23 protein-coding genes are annotated in these 17,297 nt (G+C 56.8%); all 23 read left to right on the top strand.

The annotated features are described in order from the left end of the window. The first annotated feature begins 27 nt into the window (after positions 1–27). Positions 28–429 carry a hypothetical protein gene (locus tag ACT3UQ_RS08745; RefSeq protein ID WP_444636964.1) on the top strand — a complete coding sequence of 134 codons (402 nt, stop codon included), beginning with the start codon at positions 28–30 and terminating at the stop codon, positions 427–429. A 12-nt stretch (positions 430–441) separates the two neighbouring features. After that, the gene (locus ACT3UQ_RS08740) at positions 442–858 is read left to right on the top strand and encodes a Gp19/Gp15/Gp42 family protein (protein WP_444636963.1); all 417 of its coding nucleotides are present in this window, start codon (positions 442–444) and stop codon (positions 856–858) included. Then, the gene (locus ACT3UQ_RS08735; RefSeq protein ID WP_444636962.1) at positions 855–1,193 is read left to right on the top strand and encodes a hypothetical protein; all 339 of its coding nucleotides are present in this window, start codon (positions 855–857) and stop codon (positions 1,191–1,193) included. Before ACT3UQ_RS08740 ends, ACT3UQ_RS08735 begins: the two co-directional genes overlap by 4 nt. A gap of 3 nt (positions 1,194–1,196) precedes the next feature. Continuing rightward, complete coding sequence (locus tag ACT3UQ_RS08730; protein WP_444636961.1) at positions 1,197–1,445, top strand: hypothetical protein; 249 nt, start codon at positions 1,197–1,199, stop codon at positions 1,443–1,445. Then, positions 1,445–1,807 carry a hypothetical protein gene (locus tag ACT3UQ_RS08725; RefSeq protein ID WP_444636960.1) on the top strand — a complete coding sequence of 121 codons (363 nt, stop codon included), beginning with the start codon at positions 1,445–1,447 and terminating at the stop codon, positions 1,805–1,807. The genes ACT3UQ_RS08730 and ACT3UQ_RS08725 overlap by 1 nt, the downstream gene beginning before the upstream one ends. Positions 1,808–1,849: 42 nt before the next feature. Continuing rightward, on the top strand, positions 1,850–2,410 hold the full coding sequence (locus ACT3UQ_RS08720) for a phage tail tube protein (protein ID WP_444636959.1): 561 nt from the start codon (positions 1,850–1,852) through the stop codon (positions 2,408–2,410). Positions 2,411–2,527: 117 nt separating this feature from the next. Continuing rightward, positions 2,528–2,857 (top strand): hypothetical protein, encoded by a 330-nt coding sequence (locus ACT3UQ_RS08715; protein WP_444636958.1) that lies wholly within the window; start codon positions 2,528–2,530, stop codon positions 2,855–2,857. Positions 2,858–2,886: 29 nt separating this feature from the next. Further along, on the top strand, positions 2,887–3,234 hold the full coding sequence (locus ACT3UQ_RS08710) for a DUF5361 domain-containing protein (RefSeq protein WP_444636957.1): 348 nt from the start codon (positions 2,887–2,889) through the stop codon (positions 3,232–3,234). A 78-nt stretch (positions 3,235–3,312) separates the two neighbouring features. Then, positions 3,313–6,267, top strand: coding sequence for a tape measure protein (locus ACT3UQ_RS08705; protein WP_444636956.1), 2,955 nt, complete (start codon positions 3,313–3,315; stop codon positions 6,265–6,267). Continuing rightward, positions 6,264–7,031, top strand: a complete 768-nt coding sequence (locus ACT3UQ_RS08700) for a hypothetical protein (RefSeq protein WP_444636955.1) — start codon at positions 6,264–6,266, stop codon at positions 7,029–7,031. The genes ACT3UQ_RS08705 and ACT3UQ_RS08700 overlap by 4 nt, the downstream gene beginning before the upstream one ends. A 9-nt stretch (positions 7,032–7,040) precedes the next feature. Continuing rightward, positions 7,041–9,683, top strand: a complete 2,643-nt coding sequence (locus ACT3UQ_RS08695) for a phage tail spike protein (protein WP_444636954.1) — start codon at positions 7,041–7,043, stop codon at positions 9,681–9,683. A 9-nt stretch (positions 9,684–9,692) separates the two neighbouring features. Further along, complete coding sequence (locus ACT3UQ_RS08690) at positions 9,693–10,415, top strand: hypothetical protein (protein WP_444636953.1); 723 nt, start codon at positions 9,693–9,695, stop codon at positions 10,413–10,415. A gap of 2 nt (positions 10,416–10,417) precedes the next feature. Then, the gene (locus ACT3UQ_RS08685; protein WP_444636952.1) at positions 10,418–10,816 is read left to right on the top strand and encodes a hypothetical protein; all 399 of its coding nucleotides are present in this window, start codon (positions 10,418–10,420) and stop codon (positions 10,814–10,816) included. A gap of 2 nt (positions 10,817–10,818) precedes the next feature. Continuing rightward, positions 10,819–11,196: a hypothetical protein gene (locus ACT3UQ_RS08680; RefSeq protein ID WP_444636951.1), complete on the top strand. Its 378-nt coding sequence runs from the start codon at positions 10,819–10,821 to the stop codon at positions 11,194–11,196. After that, positions 11,193–11,570, top strand: a complete 378-nt coding sequence (locus ACT3UQ_RS08675; protein WP_444636950.1) for a hypothetical protein — start codon at positions 11,193–11,195, stop codon at positions 11,568–11,570. The genes ACT3UQ_RS08680 and ACT3UQ_RS08675 overlap by 4 nt, the downstream gene beginning before the upstream one ends. Beyond that, the gene (locus ACT3UQ_RS08670; RefSeq protein WP_444636949.1) at positions 11,567–11,962 is read left to right on the top strand and encodes a hypothetical protein; all 396 of its coding nucleotides are present in this window, start codon (positions 11,567–11,569) and stop codon (positions 11,960–11,962) included. The genes ACT3UQ_RS08675 and ACT3UQ_RS08670 overlap by 4 nt, the downstream gene beginning before the upstream one ends. Continuing rightward, the gene (locus ACT3UQ_RS08665) at positions 11,959–12,348 is read left to right on the top strand and encodes a hypothetical protein (protein WP_444636948.1); all 390 of its coding nucleotides are present in this window, start codon (positions 11,959–11,961) and stop codon (positions 12,346–12,348) included. The genes ACT3UQ_RS08670 and ACT3UQ_RS08665 overlap by 4 nt, the downstream gene beginning before the upstream one ends. A gap of 311 nt (positions 12,349–12,659) precedes the next feature. Beyond that, positions 12,660–13,127, top strand: a complete 468-nt coding sequence (locus ACT3UQ_RS08660) for a hypothetical protein (RefSeq protein WP_444636947.1) — start codon at positions 12,660–12,662, stop codon at positions 13,125–13,127. A gap of 50 nt (positions 13,128–13,177) precedes the next feature. Continuing rightward, the gene (locus ACT3UQ_RS08655; protein ID WP_444636946.1) at positions 13,178–15,214 is read left to right on the top strand and encodes a glycosyl hydrolase family 18 protein; all 2,037 of its coding nucleotides are present in this window, start codon (positions 13,178–13,180) and stop codon (positions 15,212–15,214) included. Between the two features lie 7 nt (positions 15,215–15,221). Further along, positions 15,222–15,551: a hypothetical protein gene (locus ACT3UQ_RS08650; RefSeq protein WP_444636945.1), complete on the top strand. Its 330-nt coding sequence runs from the start codon at positions 15,222–15,224 to the stop codon at positions 15,549–15,551. A 70-nt stretch (positions 15,552–15,621) separates the two neighbouring features. Beyond that, the gene (locus tag ACT3UQ_RS08645) at positions 15,622–16,491 is read left to right on the top strand and encodes a M15 family metallopeptidase (RefSeq protein WP_444636944.1); all 870 of its coding nucleotides are present in this window, start codon (positions 15,622–15,624) and stop codon (positions 16,489–16,491) included. A 161-nt stretch (positions 16,492–16,652) separates the two neighbouring features. Then, complete coding sequence (locus ACT3UQ_RS08640; protein WP_444636943.1) at positions 16,653–17,024, top strand: hypothetical protein; 372 nt, start codon at positions 16,653–16,655, stop codon at positions 17,022–17,024. Between the two features lie 79 nt (positions 17,025–17,103). Further along, a partial coding sequence (locus tag ACT3UQ_RS08635; protein ID WP_444636942.1) for a peptidoglycan-binding domain-containing protein occupies positions 17,104–17,297 on the top strand: 194 nt, incomplete at its 3' end.

Here is a 17,297-nt window from a genome sequence, read left to right as displayed (position 1 = left end):
GTGATTATCAATAATTTTGTTCACGTTATGCATCCAGAACTTGGGGCTAAGTGTCTTCCCCCTGGTGAAGTTCCCGAGTGGGCCGAGCCGCTGATCACTAACCCAAAGCTGATTGTTGCGGGTTCGGTGGCGGCACATCAGGAAGCGCCACTGGTCGTGACTGATCCAAAGGCTTCCGGTTCCGAAGAAAGCGAAGATCCGGCGTTGACCGCCGCCGAGTCGGAGGGTCTGCCTCCTGCCGGCGACGAGCCCGACGAAACCGAAGATACGGACGCTGACGAAGTTCCAATCCCACCAAAGGGTGGCCGCGGCGGTTCTGCCGCCAAGTGGGCTGAGTACGCGGCAAGCAAGGGCTTTGAGATTGACGACGACGCTACCGCGTCCGACATTCGCGAAGCGCTTGAAGCCGAGGGCATCCCAACCGAATAAGGCGGTGCTGTCATGGCTGAACCGTTCGCTACGTCCGATGAAGTTGAATCTGGCTGGGGCGAATTGACCGTTGCTGAAACCGTGTTGGTTGATGCCTGGTTGATTACTGCCTCAAACAACCTTCGTCTGATTGGTCGCAAGCGGGGAATCGATATTGACGCGTTTATTCGTGGTGATGCGATTCTCGAGCAGGCGGCGAAGGACGCGGTTGTTGAATCTGTTCGCCGTCGCCTGAGCAATCCGAAAGCTATTCGCCAGCGGTCAATTAATCAGGGTGCTGGCCCGTATTCGGAAACCTCGTCTGAGACTGTCGATTCTTCCGCGTCTTCGGGGCTGCTGTATTTCACCGATGGTGAGCTGCTGTGGTTGCCGATGCCGCGCAAGGGTCGCTTTCGAACGATTCACGCGAAGTCGGGGTATTACAAATGATCGTTGGCGAAACAGTCGTTGTGATCCGTCGCGAGCGTATAGGCACGTTGCCGGGCAATACGCCGGAATATGCGGAAGTTGAAACGCTCGTTGAGAACGTGCTGATCGACCCGAAGCCGGGCTCTGACGTGACTGATTCGGTGCGCCCGGATGGCACTCAAGCGGAGTACGTTTTGCATTTCCCGAAGGCCTTTGTGGGGTCACTGCGTGGCGCGTCTGTGAAGATGCGCGGCGGTGACCCTATGGAGGTTGAGGGAGATCCGCAGTCGTACACGAATGCGAATACCCCGTTGCTTTGGAATCGGCCTGTATCCGTTTATCGAGTAGATGGGTAGCTCATGGCGAAAATCAAAGTGAAGATGAGCAATCAGGGTGCGCGGGCGGTATTGAACTCGGCAGAAGTGCAACGGGATCTTTTAGCTCGCGCTGAGCGTATCCGAGACGGTGCCGGCATAGAGGGCTACGTTGCGGACGTTCAGCCTGGGCGTTCTCGCGCTCACGCGATGGTGAAAACTGAAACGTTTGAAGCCCGGCGCGACAACGCACGGAATCAGACGCTTTTGAAGAATCTTGACCGGGGGCGCTGATGGGGAACGTTGAAGTTTTGCTCGTTGACTTTCTCAATCAATCCCCGCGGCTTCAAGCGGAATCGCTCGAAGCCTCATTGGACGTTCCTAACGTGCGACCGAAACGGTTTATCACCGTGGAACGTACTGGTGGCCCTGAAAACTGGATCACTGGCACTCCCACACTTGCGGTTCAGATTTGGGCTACTCACCGGTATGAAGCCGGCGACTTAGCCCAGATCGTAGCGGAAGTGGCACGAACTGCCGTATCCCTACCAACTGTGGCACGCGTGATCGTGTCCAGCGTCTATAACTTCCCAGACCCTGATTCCAAGCAGGCGAGATACCAGATTGTTGTCGAGCTGGTTACCAAATTCGACTAATCCTCTTTCCTTAGGCGCGGCGCTTATCGAAAGGCAGTTCTCATGCAGAACGCTTCTAACGTCAGTGTCGGTAAGCCTACCGCTGCTGGCGGTATCTTCGCTGGCCCTGTTTCCACGGAACCTCCTGTTGATGCTCGTTCCACGTTGGTGGCTGGCATTGTCGGCCTTGGCTACGTTTCCGAAGATGGTCTGACAAACACCATCGAAGCGGATACCGAGTCGATTACCGCTTGGGGTGGCGACACTGTTCTTACCGTGCGCACCTCGCGAGCAGAGACTTTCGGATTCACGTTCATTGAAACGAACGTAGACGTGCTTCGGGAGGTTTACGGCCCGGACAACGTGACCGTAGAAGAAATTACCGGCGATATCGCTGTACTTCACAACGCGAAGGAACTTCCTTCGCGCCTCTACGTCTTCGAAATCATCATGACCGGCGACAAGGTAAAGCGCATTGTCGTGCCGAACGCGAAGATCAACGAGCTTGGCGATGTGGTGTACGTGGACGGCGAGCCGATTGGCTACGAGGTCACCCTTGGTGCTTTCCCGGACGCTGAGGGCAACACGGCTTACGAATACATTGCTGAAATTGTGGGCGCTTAGCCCCATCCTCTGGCCGCTTCGGCGGCCTCTCTAATACCGGTGGCCGGGCTTTTTGTTAGCCGCGCCTGGCCCGGCCACCTTCACTTTTCGCGGCTACCTAATGAAAGGCGTGGCTAAATGTCTCTTCCAACAATTGAAATCAAGGGCAAGAAATACCCTGAGCCGTCGATCAACCGTATGAAGCGCAAGCAGATCAAGAAGCTCAACCCTGTTTTGAAGCGTGTTCAGGGCGAGGATCTGGATGCGATCTGGGATATGGTCAGCCTTCTTGTGCCGGGGCTGACCGCTACCGTCTTGGATGACTTGGAGCTCGGTGAGTGCAAGGACATTCTGGCCAAGTCCGGCGTGGTGACTTTTGAAGACGATAAGCCTGCTGATGGCGAATCGGAGCCTGCCGATTCTGACGCGATCACGGTGGGGGAATCTTCGGCCTCGACCGACTCCTAGACGAGTATGGCGAGGCCATTGAAGCGGACTTGATTGAACGCAATATGAGGTTGCGGGATCTTGGGTCTGATGGCTTTACGTGGTCGGATTTGCGGGCGGTCGTCAAACACCTTCCGGCAACTTCGGCTTATTGGCGCACTCGTGAACCGGAAAAGGCGCGCTGGGGTATTAGCGAATACTTGCTGGCGATCATTGCTGATTCTTTGCGTTGGCTCGTGTGGGCCAAGACTAAGGATGCCAAGCATAATCGCAAGAAGCCGAAGCCTATTCCGCGTCCGGGCGACGATGAAAAGAAGCAATCGAAGGGCACCTTTAGGGGTGCTGTTTCGATGACGATTGACGAAGTGAAGCGCCGTCTGGCGCTTCCTCGTAAGTAGTTGAAAGGAGGGCTGCACCGTTTGGTGCGGCCCTCCTTTTTTGTGCCCTAAATTGGCGCGGCGCTGAAAGGGGGCGTAATGGCTATTGAATTGGCCTCGGCATATCTGAGCCTGATCCCTTCGCTCAAGGGCTCTGGACGCACGATCAGCGCCGAACTTGGCGGGATCAACCTGGCACCTGTTGGGGCAAAGATGGGCGCTGGACTCTCCAAGGGCATCGGCTCGTCCATGAAGGCGAATATTTCGGCGGCGATTGTTGCCCCGGTGACGAAGGCTCTGGAATCTCAGGCCGGCGCAACCCGGGATCTTGGATCCGCGGAAATGGCTTTGACGAAAGCACGAGCTGGGCAACAAAGCGCACAAGCCAAGGTAGCTCGCGCCGAAGAAAAGCTAGAGGCGCTGCGCGATACAGGAACAGCTACTTCGGCTGAACTTAAGGGCGCAGAAGCTGAGCTGAACAGCGCCAAGGTCACATTGGCCGAGACCAACGTCAAGGTTGGCAATGCCGAAGATACGGCTACGCGTGCCAAAGAATCAGCAACGGCCGCGAATCAGGCGTACGTTGATTCGCTCAAGCAGTCGAGCACTTTCACGGGCAAGTTGCAGACCGCTCTACCTGTCATTGGTGACCAGATCAAGAACGTTGGCGGGCAGTGGAAAACTGCTGGCCAGAATATTTCTGGTGTCGGTAAATCGATGACCACGAAGTTCACGGCCCCGGTAGTTGCCGCGGGTACTGCTGTTGGTGGCCTGGTTGCTGGTTTGGGCTTCAAGCGCCTGGTCGGTATCGATACGGCGCGAGGTCAGTTCAAGGGTCTTGGCTACGACGCTGACGAAGTGATGAAGCAGGTAGACAAGGGCGTTACGGGCACGGCGTTGTCTATGGCTGATGGCGCGTCGATGGCAGTTGGCATTCTCGCTACTGGTGCCGTGCCGATGGAAGAGCTGGAAAATCAGATCCAGCGTACCGCGAACGTTGCGGCAGCCTACGGCGTGGAAGGCTCGCACGCAGCGAACCTCTTGAATGCTGTGCTGACGAAAAACAAGGTCACCTATGGTGACTTGTCGCAGATGCAGGCAAACGGCATCCCGATCATTTCTCAGCTCGCTGATCATTACGGTGTCGCTGGTGATGAGATCGAAAAGATGGCTCGTGAAGGGTCGATTTCGATCGAAGACATGAACAAGGTCATCGATCAGAACGCCGGCGCGGCTGCTGAGGAATACGCGAAGACGTGGAAGGGCGTAACAGCCAATATCACTTCGAACCTTGGCAAGTTTGGCGCTTCGGTATTTGAAGAGGTGTTCCCGAAGGTCAAGTCTGAGCTTGAGAATTTCTTGCAGGTTCTCAAGTCTCCTGAGTTGAAGGAATTCGGGGTCAATCTGGGTTCTCAGATCGGCGATGCGTTCACTAACATTTCGTCGGCTATCCAAGGCGCGATTGGTTGGTGGAATGGACTTTCCCCGGCTGTTCAAAAGTTCATTGGCACTGCTGCTGGCGTGGTTTTGGTTGCTGGCCCGATCCTGATGATTGTCGGCAAGATCGTGATGACCATCGGCGGGCTGATTACGGCGTTCGGCTCGATCGTTTCGGCTGTTGGTGCGGCTATTCCTGTGCTCAAGGCGTTGAACGTCGTGATGCGGGCGAACGTGTTTGGCATTGTGGTTACGGCCATTGCGGCGTTAGTTGCTGGTCTGATCTGGTTCTTTACTCAAACTGAGATTGGCCAGCAAATCTGGGCTGGTTTCATGGGCTTCTTGCAGGATGCTTGGGCGAACATCGTGGTCGTTTTCCAGACAAGCCTTGCTTCTATTTCTGCGCTTTGGACTACGGTTTGGACGGCCGTTAGCACGTTCTTCGTAGGGGTCTGGAATGCGATTGTGGTTGCGGTGCAGACGGCGATTGCATTTGTGCAGTCGATAATCGCGGCGGTTACTTCGGCCATTAGCGCGGCGTGGTCGGCGACTTGGAACGCTATCAAGACGGTGCTCGGCGCTATTTGGGCTGGCATTGTCGCGGTGGTGACTGGGTACATCAATGTGGTGCGTGCCGTGATTTCGACCGTGGTGAACGCGATCAAGGTTGCCTGGAATGCTGTTTGGAACGGTATCAAGGCGTTCTTCGGCGCAGTTTGGGCCGGGATCGTAGCGTTCGTAACCGGGTATATCAACACGGTTCGGACGATCATTACGACCGTTGTAAATGCTATCAAGGCCGTGTGGACTAACGTCTGGAATGCCATCAAGTCGTTCTTCTCGTCGGTCTGGAATGGGATTATTTCATTCTCGACTAGCGCAGTGAATAAGGTTCGAAACGTTATCACGAACGTGGTCAACGCTATTCGTTCCGTTTGGAATAGCGTCTGGTCTGGTATCAGTTCGTTCTTCTCGAATATCTGGTCAAACATTGTTTCGGCTGCTCAAAGCTTCATGGGTTCCGTGCAGGACAAGTTCCGTGCTGTGGTCGATTTTGTGAAGGGTATCCCTGATAAGGTCGTCGGTTTCTTTAGCGGCCTTGGTGGGAAACTGGTCGCGTCTGGTAAGTCGATTATCCAAGGATTTCTTGACGGCATCTTGGCTGGGTTCAATAAGGCTAAGTCTGCGGTTTCTGATGGACTTGGCAAGATTCGAAACCTGTTCCCGTTCTCTCCCGCGAAGGAAGGCCCGTTCTCGGGCAGGGGTTGGGTTGCTTATTCGGGCTTGTCGATTGGTGAGACTTTCTCGCAGTCGGTGGCCGGCGCTCTGCATGATGGGCGCAAGGATATTCACGATGAAATGGGCGGTATTCAGAGTGAGATTGATTCTCTGAATGAGCCTACTTTTAGTGTCGGTTCCGCGGTGCCGGCGTTTGGTGATGATCCTTATGGGTCGGATGGTTCCGGCGCTGGGGTGCGTCAGATTGTGTTGCAGGTTGAGAATCTGACTGTCGATGACGAGGACCGGGTTACGGAGCTTTCGCAAGCTTTGTGGTCGCGTGCTAATAATGCTGATCGGTCGCGTGGCAGCGTCAATCTTGGGGGTGTTGCGGTTTGAGCTTCAACTTCGGTGGCGTGGATACAAATAGCCTGGCTGGGGTGACGGCTACTCTTTCGGAGTGGCCGTCACTCGGCGGGCTGTCTTTGGAGACTGAGGACGCGCTGGGCCGGGATGCGCGGTATTTTTACGGCGCTTCTCAGTCTCACACGGCGTTTACTTTTGATGTGTTGATTCAGGGTTCCACGCCGGAGCAGGTTGCCGAACGCCGAGATATCTTCGTGGGCTTGATTGCCCCGCACCGTGGCGCGCAGAGCTTGATTGTTGAGCTGGACACGGCTTGGCAATGGTGGGATGTGATGGCCAGCGGCTCGATTGAATGGGGCCGGGTGGTGTGGCAACGCGGCACCGGGTTTGCGTTGCGCGCTGATGTTTCGTTCGAGACGGTGGGCGATGCGGCGGCGATGGAGGCCGAACAGGATCCGATTTCGTTCGCTTCGTCGCTTTCGTTCACTTTGGATCGTGGAAATACGGTTGCTTATCCGCAGATTGAGTTTCCATCTGGCGCTCAGGCGACGGTGAAGGTTGGCGGCTTTGAGGTTGTGGTTTCGGCTACGACTTCGGGGCGCACGAACGTTTTGGATTATCAGGCGATGGAGTTTTATCAAAAGGATGCGACGACGGGCGCGAGGTTGGCCAGCATCGTTCGTTTCATGAGTCATTTTCGCCGTGCGTCGCTTACGCCGGGGCAGACGGTGAGTGTTTCGGTGCCGGGCGCGCCTACGGGTTCGCGTCGCTTGTATGCGAATGCGCGCAGGATTTAGGGGGCTCTTTTGTGGGATAACCGTTTTTCGTGGTCTGGGGAGGTTCCGACTTCTTACCCTGATTTGAATCCTGTTGCGTTGCAGCGTATCGCGCCAGCCTCGGGCTTGGATTATGCGGATGCTGTGACCCCTTCGCGCATGTGGCAACGCGTGGTCGGCGGCGCGAATGATGGATACGTTGCGGGCCAGTGGGGCTACCAGATGGGTTTGAATCAGGTAAATCCGGCGACTGATCAGGGTGGTTTCAAGCTTCCTCATTTCAGTGGCTTGTGGCCTTCCAATGGAAAGCTTTTGATGGGCTTGTGGACGCGCCAAAGTTACGTCATGGCACATTCTCCGCTCATGTCTACGCGAGGCGGTTCTAGCCCGGTTGCGTACTTGGCGACGGCGGCTAGTGGCCGGTTGCGTCACCAGGTGTATAGCTCGACTGGTGCTAGCTTGCTTGACCAGTATGAGGATACGCCTTGGGTGCAGACGCTCGGTTGGCAGTTTGTTGGGCAGTTGCTTGATTATGGTGCGCAGACTTCGCAGCTTTTCAGCGTGCTTGCTGAAACTGGCGCGTCTTGGATCGGCCCGGTGCGCGCCTTGGCTGGTGCGCCTAACCCGGCTTCGACGGCTGATCTTGATGTGTACGCTTTGCAGTCTGCTGGGTATTGGACTACGGGCGTTTTTGACGAAGCGCTAGTAGCTCACCCTGGGGCAAGTTTCGACCTGCCAGGGTTCGTTGATTCGGTGGCTCTTGGCAAATGGGCAGACGGGCAAAAGGACGCGAATCGGACACGCTACACGTTGAGCGAGTCATCTATTACCGCCCAAGTTGCGGGCACCCTTTCGACGGGTGCTGAGCGGGTTTCGTGGAGCGCTCAGCCTGTCGTTACGGGCGCACCGGCTGAGGTTACGCCTTATTGGTCTACTGACGCTGGCGCGACGTGGCAGACGGGCTCGCAGCTTCCCGCCGCGTTGAATGGCCTGTTGCGGTGGACTGTGCCGATGACGGTTGGCCAGTCGTTCAGCGGTTTCACGGTGGACGTTCCGAGCGAGCCAGCGCCGACGCTTGAAGCTATCCCGAATCAGACCTTGGAACAGGGCGGCCTGGTCAATATTCCTTTGGTGTTCTCTAATCAGGGTGCGCCGTCGTGGAGTATTAGCACGCCGCCTGTCGCTTCGGCGACTATCTCAGGTTCGGTGCTTACTTTGGCCTCGGGCTTCGAAGTCGGCGACGGTCAAGTAACCGTTACTTTGACGGATGAAATTGGGCGCAAGGTTTCGCGTACTTTCACGGTGACGGTGACGGCGCGTGAGTGGGAAGCTGGCGCGCCTCCGAATTATCCGCATGCTCCGATCATTCTTTGTGACGGTAACGATGTGCCGGTGACTGTGATCATTGATTCTTTGGGTGCTGTGGTCACGTCTGAGGTGAACGGCGAGCATAAGTTTGAGTTCACTTTGCCCGCGACTCATAAGTACGCTTCGACGTTGACTAGCGAGCGATTCGTTGAGGTTGCGGGGGAGCGGTACCGGATTCGGCGGATCACGGATAAGCGGTCTGGCCGGAAGGTTCACACGTCCGTTTATGCTGAGGCTGAATTTTATGATTTGGCTACGGCTGGGCAGATTGACGCGCAGGAGTTCCGGCAGGTGGCGGCGGGCGACGTGATGACTATCGCGTTGGCTGGCACGGGCTGGTCTGTGGACGTGGCGAACGTGCGGACTTTGCGCACGTATTCGATTGAGAACACGAATCCGCTCGCCCTGTTGCGTGAGGTTCAAAAGAATCACGGCGGCGATTTGGTGTTTGATAACCGCAATCATCGGGTTTCACTGGTCACGAATTCGGGCCGCGATAACGGCGTGGCGTTCTTCTACGGCAAGGGTCTGAGCGATCCTAAGCGCGTGATTGATACAACCTCGCTAATCACCCGGATCTATGCGCGCAACGCGGACGGGCAAACCATCGCCTCGGTGAATAACGGTGTGCCGTATGTGGAGGATTATTCGCACACGTCAGAAGTTCGTTCGGCGACTTACGATTTCAAGTCTGGCACGTCGCCTTACACGATGCTCGCAATGGCCAACGCGACCCTGGCAAACCGTTCGAAGCCGTCGTATTCATACGAGGTCACGGTTGTCGATACAGGCAACGAGCTTGACGCGTTCGATGCGGGCGATTTCGTGACGGTAGTTGACGAAGAGATTGGTATTTCGGACACGCAGCGCATTGTGCGTTTGGAGTACGACATTATCAAGCCGTGGCGCTCGGGCATCACGCTCTCGGCCAAGCTTCGCGAATTAGGCTCTTCGGAATCCACGGACGCGGGTTTGCTCACGACTGATGCTGGCGCGTCCGCTTTTGACCTTGTGCCTTTCAACCTTCTACTGAATGCACGCTTCGATAACGGGCTGGCTCATTGGGCTAGCCTCGGCGCGGAAGTCGTGGACGGCGAAGGCACGGGGGATCAAGCGGTCATGTTTAGCGGGCCGGGCGAGCGGTGGATTGAGCAGACGGTCACGCCGGACAATCGCGAATCGTATGCTTTCAGCTTTGACGTGCGCAGTACGGGGCCGACTGGCTTCGTGCCTGATCTTGGCGTTGAGGCTGTGGTTACTTACGCGGATGGAACGTCTGAGACTATCCAGCTCGAAATTTCTTAGGGGGTCACGTTGCAGGGAACGTTACGCACGTCGGGTAATCCGAATCTGATCAAACTGCGCGTGACCTCGAAGGGCTTGCCGACCGGCGCGACGGTGGAGGTAACCGACCTGATGCTACAGCCTGGGGGCGTGGTGTCGGGTTGGTTGCCCCACGTTACGGAGTTGCCGTGGTCGGCGGGGATTGTGCCACCGGAGGGGGCTGAGGAATTGAACGCACGTATTGATGCGCTGGAATCTCAGGTTGCGGAGTCGCAGATTTATTTGAACCGTATTATGGCACCGGCTCAGGTTTGGGTTGGTGATTCTTCGGGCAATAACGCGCATGTTGAAACGCTTTGGGATGCTGACCTTGGCTGGGTTTCGTGGATTGATGTTGCCGCGTTGCCGGGCACTGGCGATATTGGTTTTTGGTATCCGAGCAGTGACGCGGTGCAGGCATCGGCGCGGCCTTATGGCTGGTCGATGCAGGTGTTTACTCAAGGTTTGGCGGGCGTTGGTTCGTTGCGGCCGCGTGTGGATTACATGGACGGCGCGACGGTGACCGGCTCAAATGCTGAGCTTTCACTCACGGCTTGGCCGGATTGGTCTTACCGGGTGGAGCACGATTTCATTCTTCCGGCTTCGCGGGCAGCGCGTCCGGCATTCGTGCTGGTCGGCAGGACGGCGGGCGCTACAGGTCGAATTGGTTTGACTCGTCCGAAGCTGGGAACGAAGTCGGAACGGAGCCAGTAAGCATGACTCTTATCCCGAATCAGCCGTACCCGGATTTGCCCGCGTGGGAAGATCTCGAACCCATTCTTGTGAATGGGTGGGGTGTTCCTGGTGCGGCGCAGTCGTTGCAAGCTGTGGCCGAGAAGAATTCGGTGACGTTGTTCGGGCGCGTGCAGATTGGCACCAATCACGTTATCGGCAATCTGCCTAATCATCTGCGCGCTATCCGACCAATTTCGGTTCCTGCCCTGATCCTTGGTGGCCCGTCGTGCTTGGTGGAATTGCAGGGAACGGCGACAGTTGGCGGGTGGCAGTTAGTCATGTCGGCGTACAGCTTGGGCATGAGCAACGCGCAGATGATCGCCACCTACGGGGGAATGTACCTGTCGATCGCTGGCAGCTACCCGCGAAAGGCGGTGTGATTGTGGCTCTTGACCTGCCGATAGTGGATATTCCTTATCCCGGAATCAACCCGACTTACGATGTGTCGCAGTATCTCACTAACGGATGCGAGCCGTTCAGTGCTGGATCGGTCATGGCGACAATTGAGAGGAATCACGTTTTCTGGGATGTGCGAATCTCGACGGGCAACGCGGAGAACAACCCGAACCGGCGCATGTTCCAAGGCCTACCGACCGAACTGACGCCGCCGATTGGCATCACGCGACCGGGCGCTTTAGGCGTGGGTTTCACGCTCATTCAGTGGCACCGGAGCGGATGGGTTTTCCTCAGTGACGCGAGCAAAAGCCTACTCGACGGTGCAATCATGTTCGAAGCACGTACGATACGGAGGTCAGCATGAGCTTAGACCTTCCGATCTTAGAAACGCCTTACCCGTCGAAGTATCCAATCTATGATATCCGGCAGTTTTTGGCTGAGGGTGCTGAGCCAATCGGATTCGGATGCTGGGCGCAAGTGCAACCGAACCTTGTCATCGCAGGGATACGGGCACGCACAAATCAGATGATCGACAACCGAAATTTCATTGTGATTGGATTGCCGCCAGAATTGCGACCGCCGACGATCAGCCCAGGTATTGCCATGCACTATGACACGCCAGCCCCGGTGCAGGTCAACCAGTACGGGAATATCTATTTCCCGGGATGGCTGAATCGAGTAATGGGCGACGCAGCACATGTTGAACTATCTATGACATGGCCACGGAGGGCAGTATGAGTCTTGCAGTGATTCCTCAGCCGTATCCTGACCGTGAACCGTGGCTAGATTTGCACGAGTACGCGATCAATAACTGGTACATGCTCGGCCCGTCTTCGTCATTCAATTTCCTAGCCAAGGTAACCGCAAACGAGGTCACCTTGCAGTTGCACACCCGCGGGGGAACGGCACGACAGATCGTTAGCGCGCTACCTGATGAGCTGCTGCCCGAAGTCGGCGGTTCATCGGTCCGCTATTGGACATTGCCAGCATTCCAATATGGTGTCGGCACTGTCGTTCTAGAGCTACACGCGGACGGCACTTTGCATATCCCATACTGGGGCGGAGGGATCGCGGACGGAACGAACAAGAACGTTGTCTGCCAAGCAACCTACGTTCGGAGGGCAGCGTGATCGATCTAGCAACGCTGAACACGGCGTACCCGGACACTAACCCGTGGTTCGACCTGCGCCCATATCTGGTCAACGGATGGACTTCGCCGAGCGCCCAAACGTGCGGCATATCGGCATTCCCTAATGTGCTGTTCTACTCGATGCGCGTCATCGGCGACAACGCAACGTCGGACACTATCATGAGCGGGATTCCGGAAAACCTTCGTCCTCCCCAGACCTTCCCACTGTCTATATTCCACCGCCTGGGCGCTTCCTACATCATGTCTCAGCGGGGGAGCGGGATGCTGTTTATCAACACGGCAGGGCTGGCAATATTCGGGCCTTCGTGGGATCGATCCGGCGAACTAACGATCACCGGAGCAATCCCACGAGGGACACCAACTTAGGACGTTCCGTTGCATCTCGCAGTTACCTAGGCGATCACAGTTACCCAATCAGAGCCGGTGTAAACCTGAGTTACATAAAAGGTGATTCCATCGGTACTACGCGAGGTCGATACTGCGAGCCTATGAGAATGACGTTCTAACGCGGCTAGGTCATCGCGAGTGTTTAATTGCTTGAATTCGAAAGTCTCGCCGAAGGTTTCGAAAGTGTCAATGGACATATTCCTGCAAAGCACTTGATTTGCTCCTAATTTGTGGGGATTTAGTACATCTCTAGTTTATCACAAGTATTTTACTAATCCTGGGGGTGGGTGTTGCGCCTACAGCAACCGATCTACGTTGACAAGCCAGTCGCATCGATCAGACTTAAGATCAGCGCTACCGACGTGCCAACGTCCGCGAGCGTCACGATAACCGACATTCAGTTACAGGCCGGTGAGCAGCCGACCGGCATCGTGCCAAACCCCGCCGAAGTCGGAACAACGATAGGGCGGGCGCAATACCGCAACGGGGTAATCAACCCCGGCTTGCAAGTCGTCGCGCTATCCAACGCAGACAAGGCCGCGCCCGTCTACATGCGAATTCGCGGCAAGGGCGAAACCCGTGTGGGCGCATACAAATTCGGGGCGCTCAACGGCGTTGCCGAAGTAGATGGGCTCAATCACTACGCCTCGCAAGGCTACGGGCGCGCACCGATCATTACCGAGCGCCAAGACCTCACACTAAACACAGTCCTAGCCGGACGCGCACACCTACAAGCAACATGGAATGAGAGGTCATAATGGCGAACGTTTGGGCATGGGTTGGCCTATCTTGGACTGACCGAATCCGCATGGTGCTGGATCAGTACGGCGACCGAATCACCGACCTATCAATATTCGGCTGGATCGTCGGCAAAGACGGAACTCTCACCGAAACTTTCGACCCCGCGCAGCTCGACGCGTACCGGGCAAAATGGCCGCACATTCGCTGGTGGGGTTGCTTCCGAAACATGGATGACCCCATAGATGGGCCATACACAATCTTCGAAGCGTTGCGCGACTCAGCGACCGCCCGAAACCGCCTCGCTGATGAAGTCGAAGCGAAAATGTTCGACATGTACCCGTGGCTTCACGGCGTGGATTTGGATATGGAAGCGGGCGGCAATGCGCGCTCGGCTGATTCCGAAGAGCTCTTTCGAGTCGTCACAGATCGGGCGCACGCGCTCGGCAAAAAGGCATCTGGCGCGCTACCCGCACTGACCGCGACCGGCTCAGTCGGTGGCGAAAATTGGGTGCGCTACAGGCAACTCGGCGCGATTCTAGATCACGTTTCGATCATGTCCTACGACTTCGCCTGGTCAGGCTCAGCGCCCGGCCCGGTATCGCCCGGATTCTGGCTAGAGCAGGTTTACGACTGGGCGGCATCGCAGATCGACCCCGCCAAGGTCAGCATGGGCCTACCGCTCTACGCCTACTTCTGGTCAATCCACGACTACCCGGCATCATGGGGAGCAACCCGGCGCGGTGTGTCTGGCACGTATTACAGTGCGTGGCAATACTTCACCGGGGCGCGCCCCTGGTCGGACACAGGCACGCACGAAGCTATCGGTTGGCTCTGCTACCGCGACGAGTCCAGCAAGACGCTCTGGGGCGTTCTTGAAGGCTACGACTGGCTAGAGGCCACGCAATGGGATTCAGTGACCGGCGCAGTCGGCGGCGAATTCCAAAGCAAGCAATACGCCGTCCGATACGGGCAACCGGCAACCGTGCCAATCTGGGGAGTTACTGACAACTCGGTTGGAAGTTCGCGGATTGATTACAAGATGCGCGCCGAGCCGGTCATTGCATCCAACGGGCAGACGGTGACCCCGAAAGTTGGCTTCACGCTCACAACTGAGCTGATCCAACGAGAAGCGATTGCCGCGACGATTATTGACGATTATGCGTCGAGTAGCCAGCAGCTCAGCAACGTTTACAGTGAGCCTTCGGGCGCATGGGCATTCGAGGAAGTTACCGACACGTATAAGCAATATCGGGGCACAGGCGAACTCGTTTTTGATAACGCGTTCGGCGCGCAGTCACTCTACGCAATGGCTCGATTCCAATTCGCGACGGGCGGCACGTTCTCGGTCACCTCGCAAGGCATCACCGCGGAGCTAACGAACACGGGCACGCTACGGCTCATGCGAGGCTCTACGGTTCTCGGCTCAACGAACGTCGGCGCGCAGCAGGTCGGAGCCGCCGCGCAAGTTGGCCGGTGTGTGCTCGCCTTGCGGGTGCGCGAAGGCTCGGCCCGCGTGTACTTCTCCAACGCTGAAACAACGATTCCTTTGCGCCTCGAAGCGACCACCACACCGCCCGGAGGCGTGACCGGCTACAAGGCGACCGGGCAAACATGGATCGACCATATTTACTTGGGCGACGGGTGGCTCTACCAGCCACGCGAAGCAATCGAAGTAGAGATAAACGGTCAACGAAAAGTGCTCGGCCGCGTCGAACGAACCAACGTCACATGGGATACGCAAAACCGATTCCGGCCAAACACCGACGTGGAAGAATCCACAACCCGCGAAACCGGGTACGCACTCGACTGGGTATTTGTGCATTGGAAAGACGCGCCAATAAACCCCGGAATCGAAACGACGGTCACCATTCGGCCACTCGATCATGACGCATGGATTGGCCGAAACTTCATCCTTGACCGCGACGGCGGATCACTCGTTTACTTCACCGATGCAACCACCGTGACGCACTGGCTAGGGCGCGCCGTGCTCGATTGGGGGCTGCAGGGATTAGCTATGTGGTCACTCGGCCAGGAGGATTTGCGCATGTGGGAATCAATCGCGGGTGGAGAACTGCCCGCATCAACGAAACGACTAGACGAATAAGGGCGCAATGCTCCACAACATTTCGACCGCCATAATTGAAGCCGACGAAAGCCAAAAGGCCATAATCACCGAACCTGTGATTCTCGGAATCCTTACCCTTTTCGGGGTCATCGTCACGGCCTACCTAACCTATCTTGGCGTAAAAGCTAAGACCGACCGAGCGCAACAGGACTCAGACCGGGCGCGCATGCAAGCAATGGAAACCCGGTTGGACATGACCGAGCGGCGCAACGTGGGCTTGTGGGCCTATTGCCGGGCGCTCATCGACCATATTTACAAGGGTGGGGGAGCGCCGCCGCCCGACCCGCCACACACGATCAAAGACCTATTCGACTAACCGCCCGCGAGGCGGTTTTTTTATGCCCTGACACCACACGGTGCGGGGCTTTTCTTATGCCCGAAATCATTTGAAAGGTGGCCTTGAAATGGCACTTACTCGACTTGGCTGGGATGTTATTACGTCCGGCTCCAGCCCGCGACTCACCAACCTGACTTGGATCACTGGCAAGGTTCGCAAGGGCGACGCTCACACGATCCTCGACTACCTCGGAAAGCGCTTCGACGCTGAGGTGGAGAGCATTCGCACGGACTGGTCGTGGGGTTACGCCTACCGCAACGTTCGCGGCGCATCTATGCATTCTGAGCACGCAGCCGGTACCGCCGTTGACTTCAACGCCCCGTTGCATGGCCTCGGCGGTGTCAACACGTTTAGCGGCGCGGAAGAGAAGGCAATCAAGCGCATCCTGAAAGACCTGGACAACTCTGTTCGGTGGGGCGGCAACTACGGCGGCCGCAAGGATGAAATGCACTTCGAGCTGCAGGGCGGCGTCAAGCACCTTGCACGCGTGGCGAAGCGTATCCGCAAGAAGCAAATCAAGCCTTCCGGCACCGTGCCGGTTGCATCCAACCCGCCAAAGAACGCGGCACCAACTGGCCGTCCAACCGATTACAAGAACCTCGCCGTTGACGGTGTGTTCGGCAAGGCAACCGCTGAGGCGACTCAGATTCTCATGTCGCAGATTGGCCTTTATGAGCGGGCTATTGACGGCGACGCTGGCCGGTACACATGGGAAGCCGTGCAGGAATGGCTCAATGGGCTCGGTTATTACACGCGTGCTGTTGACGGTCAGTTCGGTTACCACTCGATTGTGGCCTTGCAGCTGTTCCTTCGAAAGAAGGGCCTCTACCCAGCTTCGAAGTGGTTGGCTGACGGCAAGTTCGGCCCGGCGACGGTCGAAGCCTTCCAGCGGTATTTGAACCAGCAGAACGGCAGCTAGCGACTCCACCGGCTCGGCGTGCGCGGTGACCCCGTGTTTCCGCGCATGTCGGGTTATGTCGCGTTTTAGACTAAACATTTTTACGTAACAATCGTGAAATTTTCTAGATCTACCACGCTTGTCAACCCTTATTATTCCTCCCCATAGATTGGACTTTCCCAATGACTAATTGGACTGCACTCATTCCCGCCAAATTCCGCACCGCCCTCTACATCGGCTTCGGCATCCTGTCGCTGGCACAGACCGGCATCTTGGCTTACACCTCGGCAGTCGGCTCCACCGCACCGGCATGGGCTATCGGTGGCGGCGCGGTGCTCGGTGTGATCGGTGGCGCGTTCGGCTTCGTCGCCGCGGGCAATACCAACATGGCCAAGCCCCTTGTGGTTGGCAAGCCGTCGATAGCCGTGGAATTCCCGGAGCCGCCCGCCCTGCCTGCCGAGACACTGGCACAGGCGCACGAGGCTAAGCGCGCCTACCCGGTCACGGGCCCGCACGCGCCGACCGAAGCCGACCTAGAACGCTACGAAAAGTAGCCCTCAAACAAACCAACTCCGCACCAAACGGTGGCGGGGTTTTTCTATGCCCAAAAACGGGCAGAACGGAGCCAATAAAATGGCTTATGCAGTTAAACCAACGGATTACCCAGGCCTAAAGCTCTATGTTGATGGCGTTTGGGGCGCGGGCACTTACGGCGCGACTCAGACCTATTTGAAGCGCATGGGGTTCTACCCGAAAAACTACTTGATTGACGGGGTTTACGGGCACGGCACGCGAACCGCAATCCAGAAGTACTTGCGCTATCGCGG

The organism is Glutamicibacter sp. AOP12-B1-11 (assembly GCF_052379245.1).
Classification (GTDB): domain Bacteria; phylum Actinomycetota; class Actinomycetes; order Actinomycetales; family Micrococcaceae; genus Glutamicibacter.
This window is presented reverse-complemented; position numbering and strand designations above follow the sequence as displayed.

Excerpts from the sequence above, each read along its gene's own strand:
- ACT3UQ_RS08715 (WP_444636958.1), top strand. The coding sequence starts at position 2,528 with ATGTCTCTTCCAACAATTGAAATCAAGGGCAAGAAATACCCTGAGCCG.
- ACT3UQ_RS08705 (WP_444636956.1), top strand. The coding sequence starts at position 3,313 with ATGGCTATTGAATTGGCCTCGGCATATCTGAGCCTGATCCCTTCGCTC.
- ACT3UQ_RS08650 (WP_444636945.1), top strand. The coding sequence starts at position 15,222 with ATGCTCCACAACATTTCGACCGCCATAATTGAAGCCGACGAAAGCCAA.
- ACT3UQ_RS08735 (WP_444636962.1), top strand. The coding sequence starts at position 855 with ATGATCGTTGGCGAAACAGTCGTTGTGATCCGTCGCGAGCGTATAGGC.
- ACT3UQ_RS08730 (WP_444636961.1), top strand. The coding sequence starts at position 1,197 with ATGGCGAAAATCAAAGTGAAGATGAGCAATCAGGGTGCGCGGGCGGTA.
- ACT3UQ_RS08685 (WP_444636952.1), top strand. The coding sequence starts at position 10,418 with ATGACTCTTATCCCGAATCAGCCGTACCCGGATTTGCCCGCGTGGGAA.
- ACT3UQ_RS08640 (WP_444636943.1), top strand. The coding sequence starts at position 16,653 with ATGACTAATTGGACTGCACTCATTCCCGCCAAATTCCGCACCGCCCTC.
- ACT3UQ_RS08670 (WP_444636949.1), top strand. The coding sequence starts at position 11,567 with ATGAGTCTTGCAGTGATTCCTCAGCCGTATCCTGACCGTGAACCGTGG.
- ACT3UQ_RS08655 (WP_444636946.1), top strand. The coding sequence starts at position 13,178 with ATGGTGCTGGATCAGTACGGCGACCGAATCACCGACCTATCAATATTC.
- ACT3UQ_RS08745 (WP_444636964.1), top strand. The coding sequence starts at position 28 with ATGCATCCAGAACTTGGGGCTAAGTGTCTTCCCCCTGGTGAAGTTCCC.
- ACT3UQ_RS08675 (WP_444636950.1), top strand. The coding sequence starts at position 11,193 with ATGAGCTTAGACCTTCCGATCTTAGAAACGCCTTACCCGTCGAAGTAT.
- ACT3UQ_RS08740 (WP_444636963.1), top strand. The coding sequence starts at position 442 with ATGGCTGAACCGTTCGCTACGTCCGATGAAGTTGAATCTGGCTGGGGC.
- ACT3UQ_RS08720 (WP_444636959.1), top strand. The coding sequence starts at position 1,850 with ATGCAGAACGCTTCTAACGTCAGTGTCGGTAAGCCTACCGCTGCTGGC.
- ACT3UQ_RS08725 (WP_444636960.1), top strand. The coding sequence starts at position 1,445 with ATGGGGAACGTTGAAGTTTTGCTCGTTGACTTTCTCAATCAATCCCCG.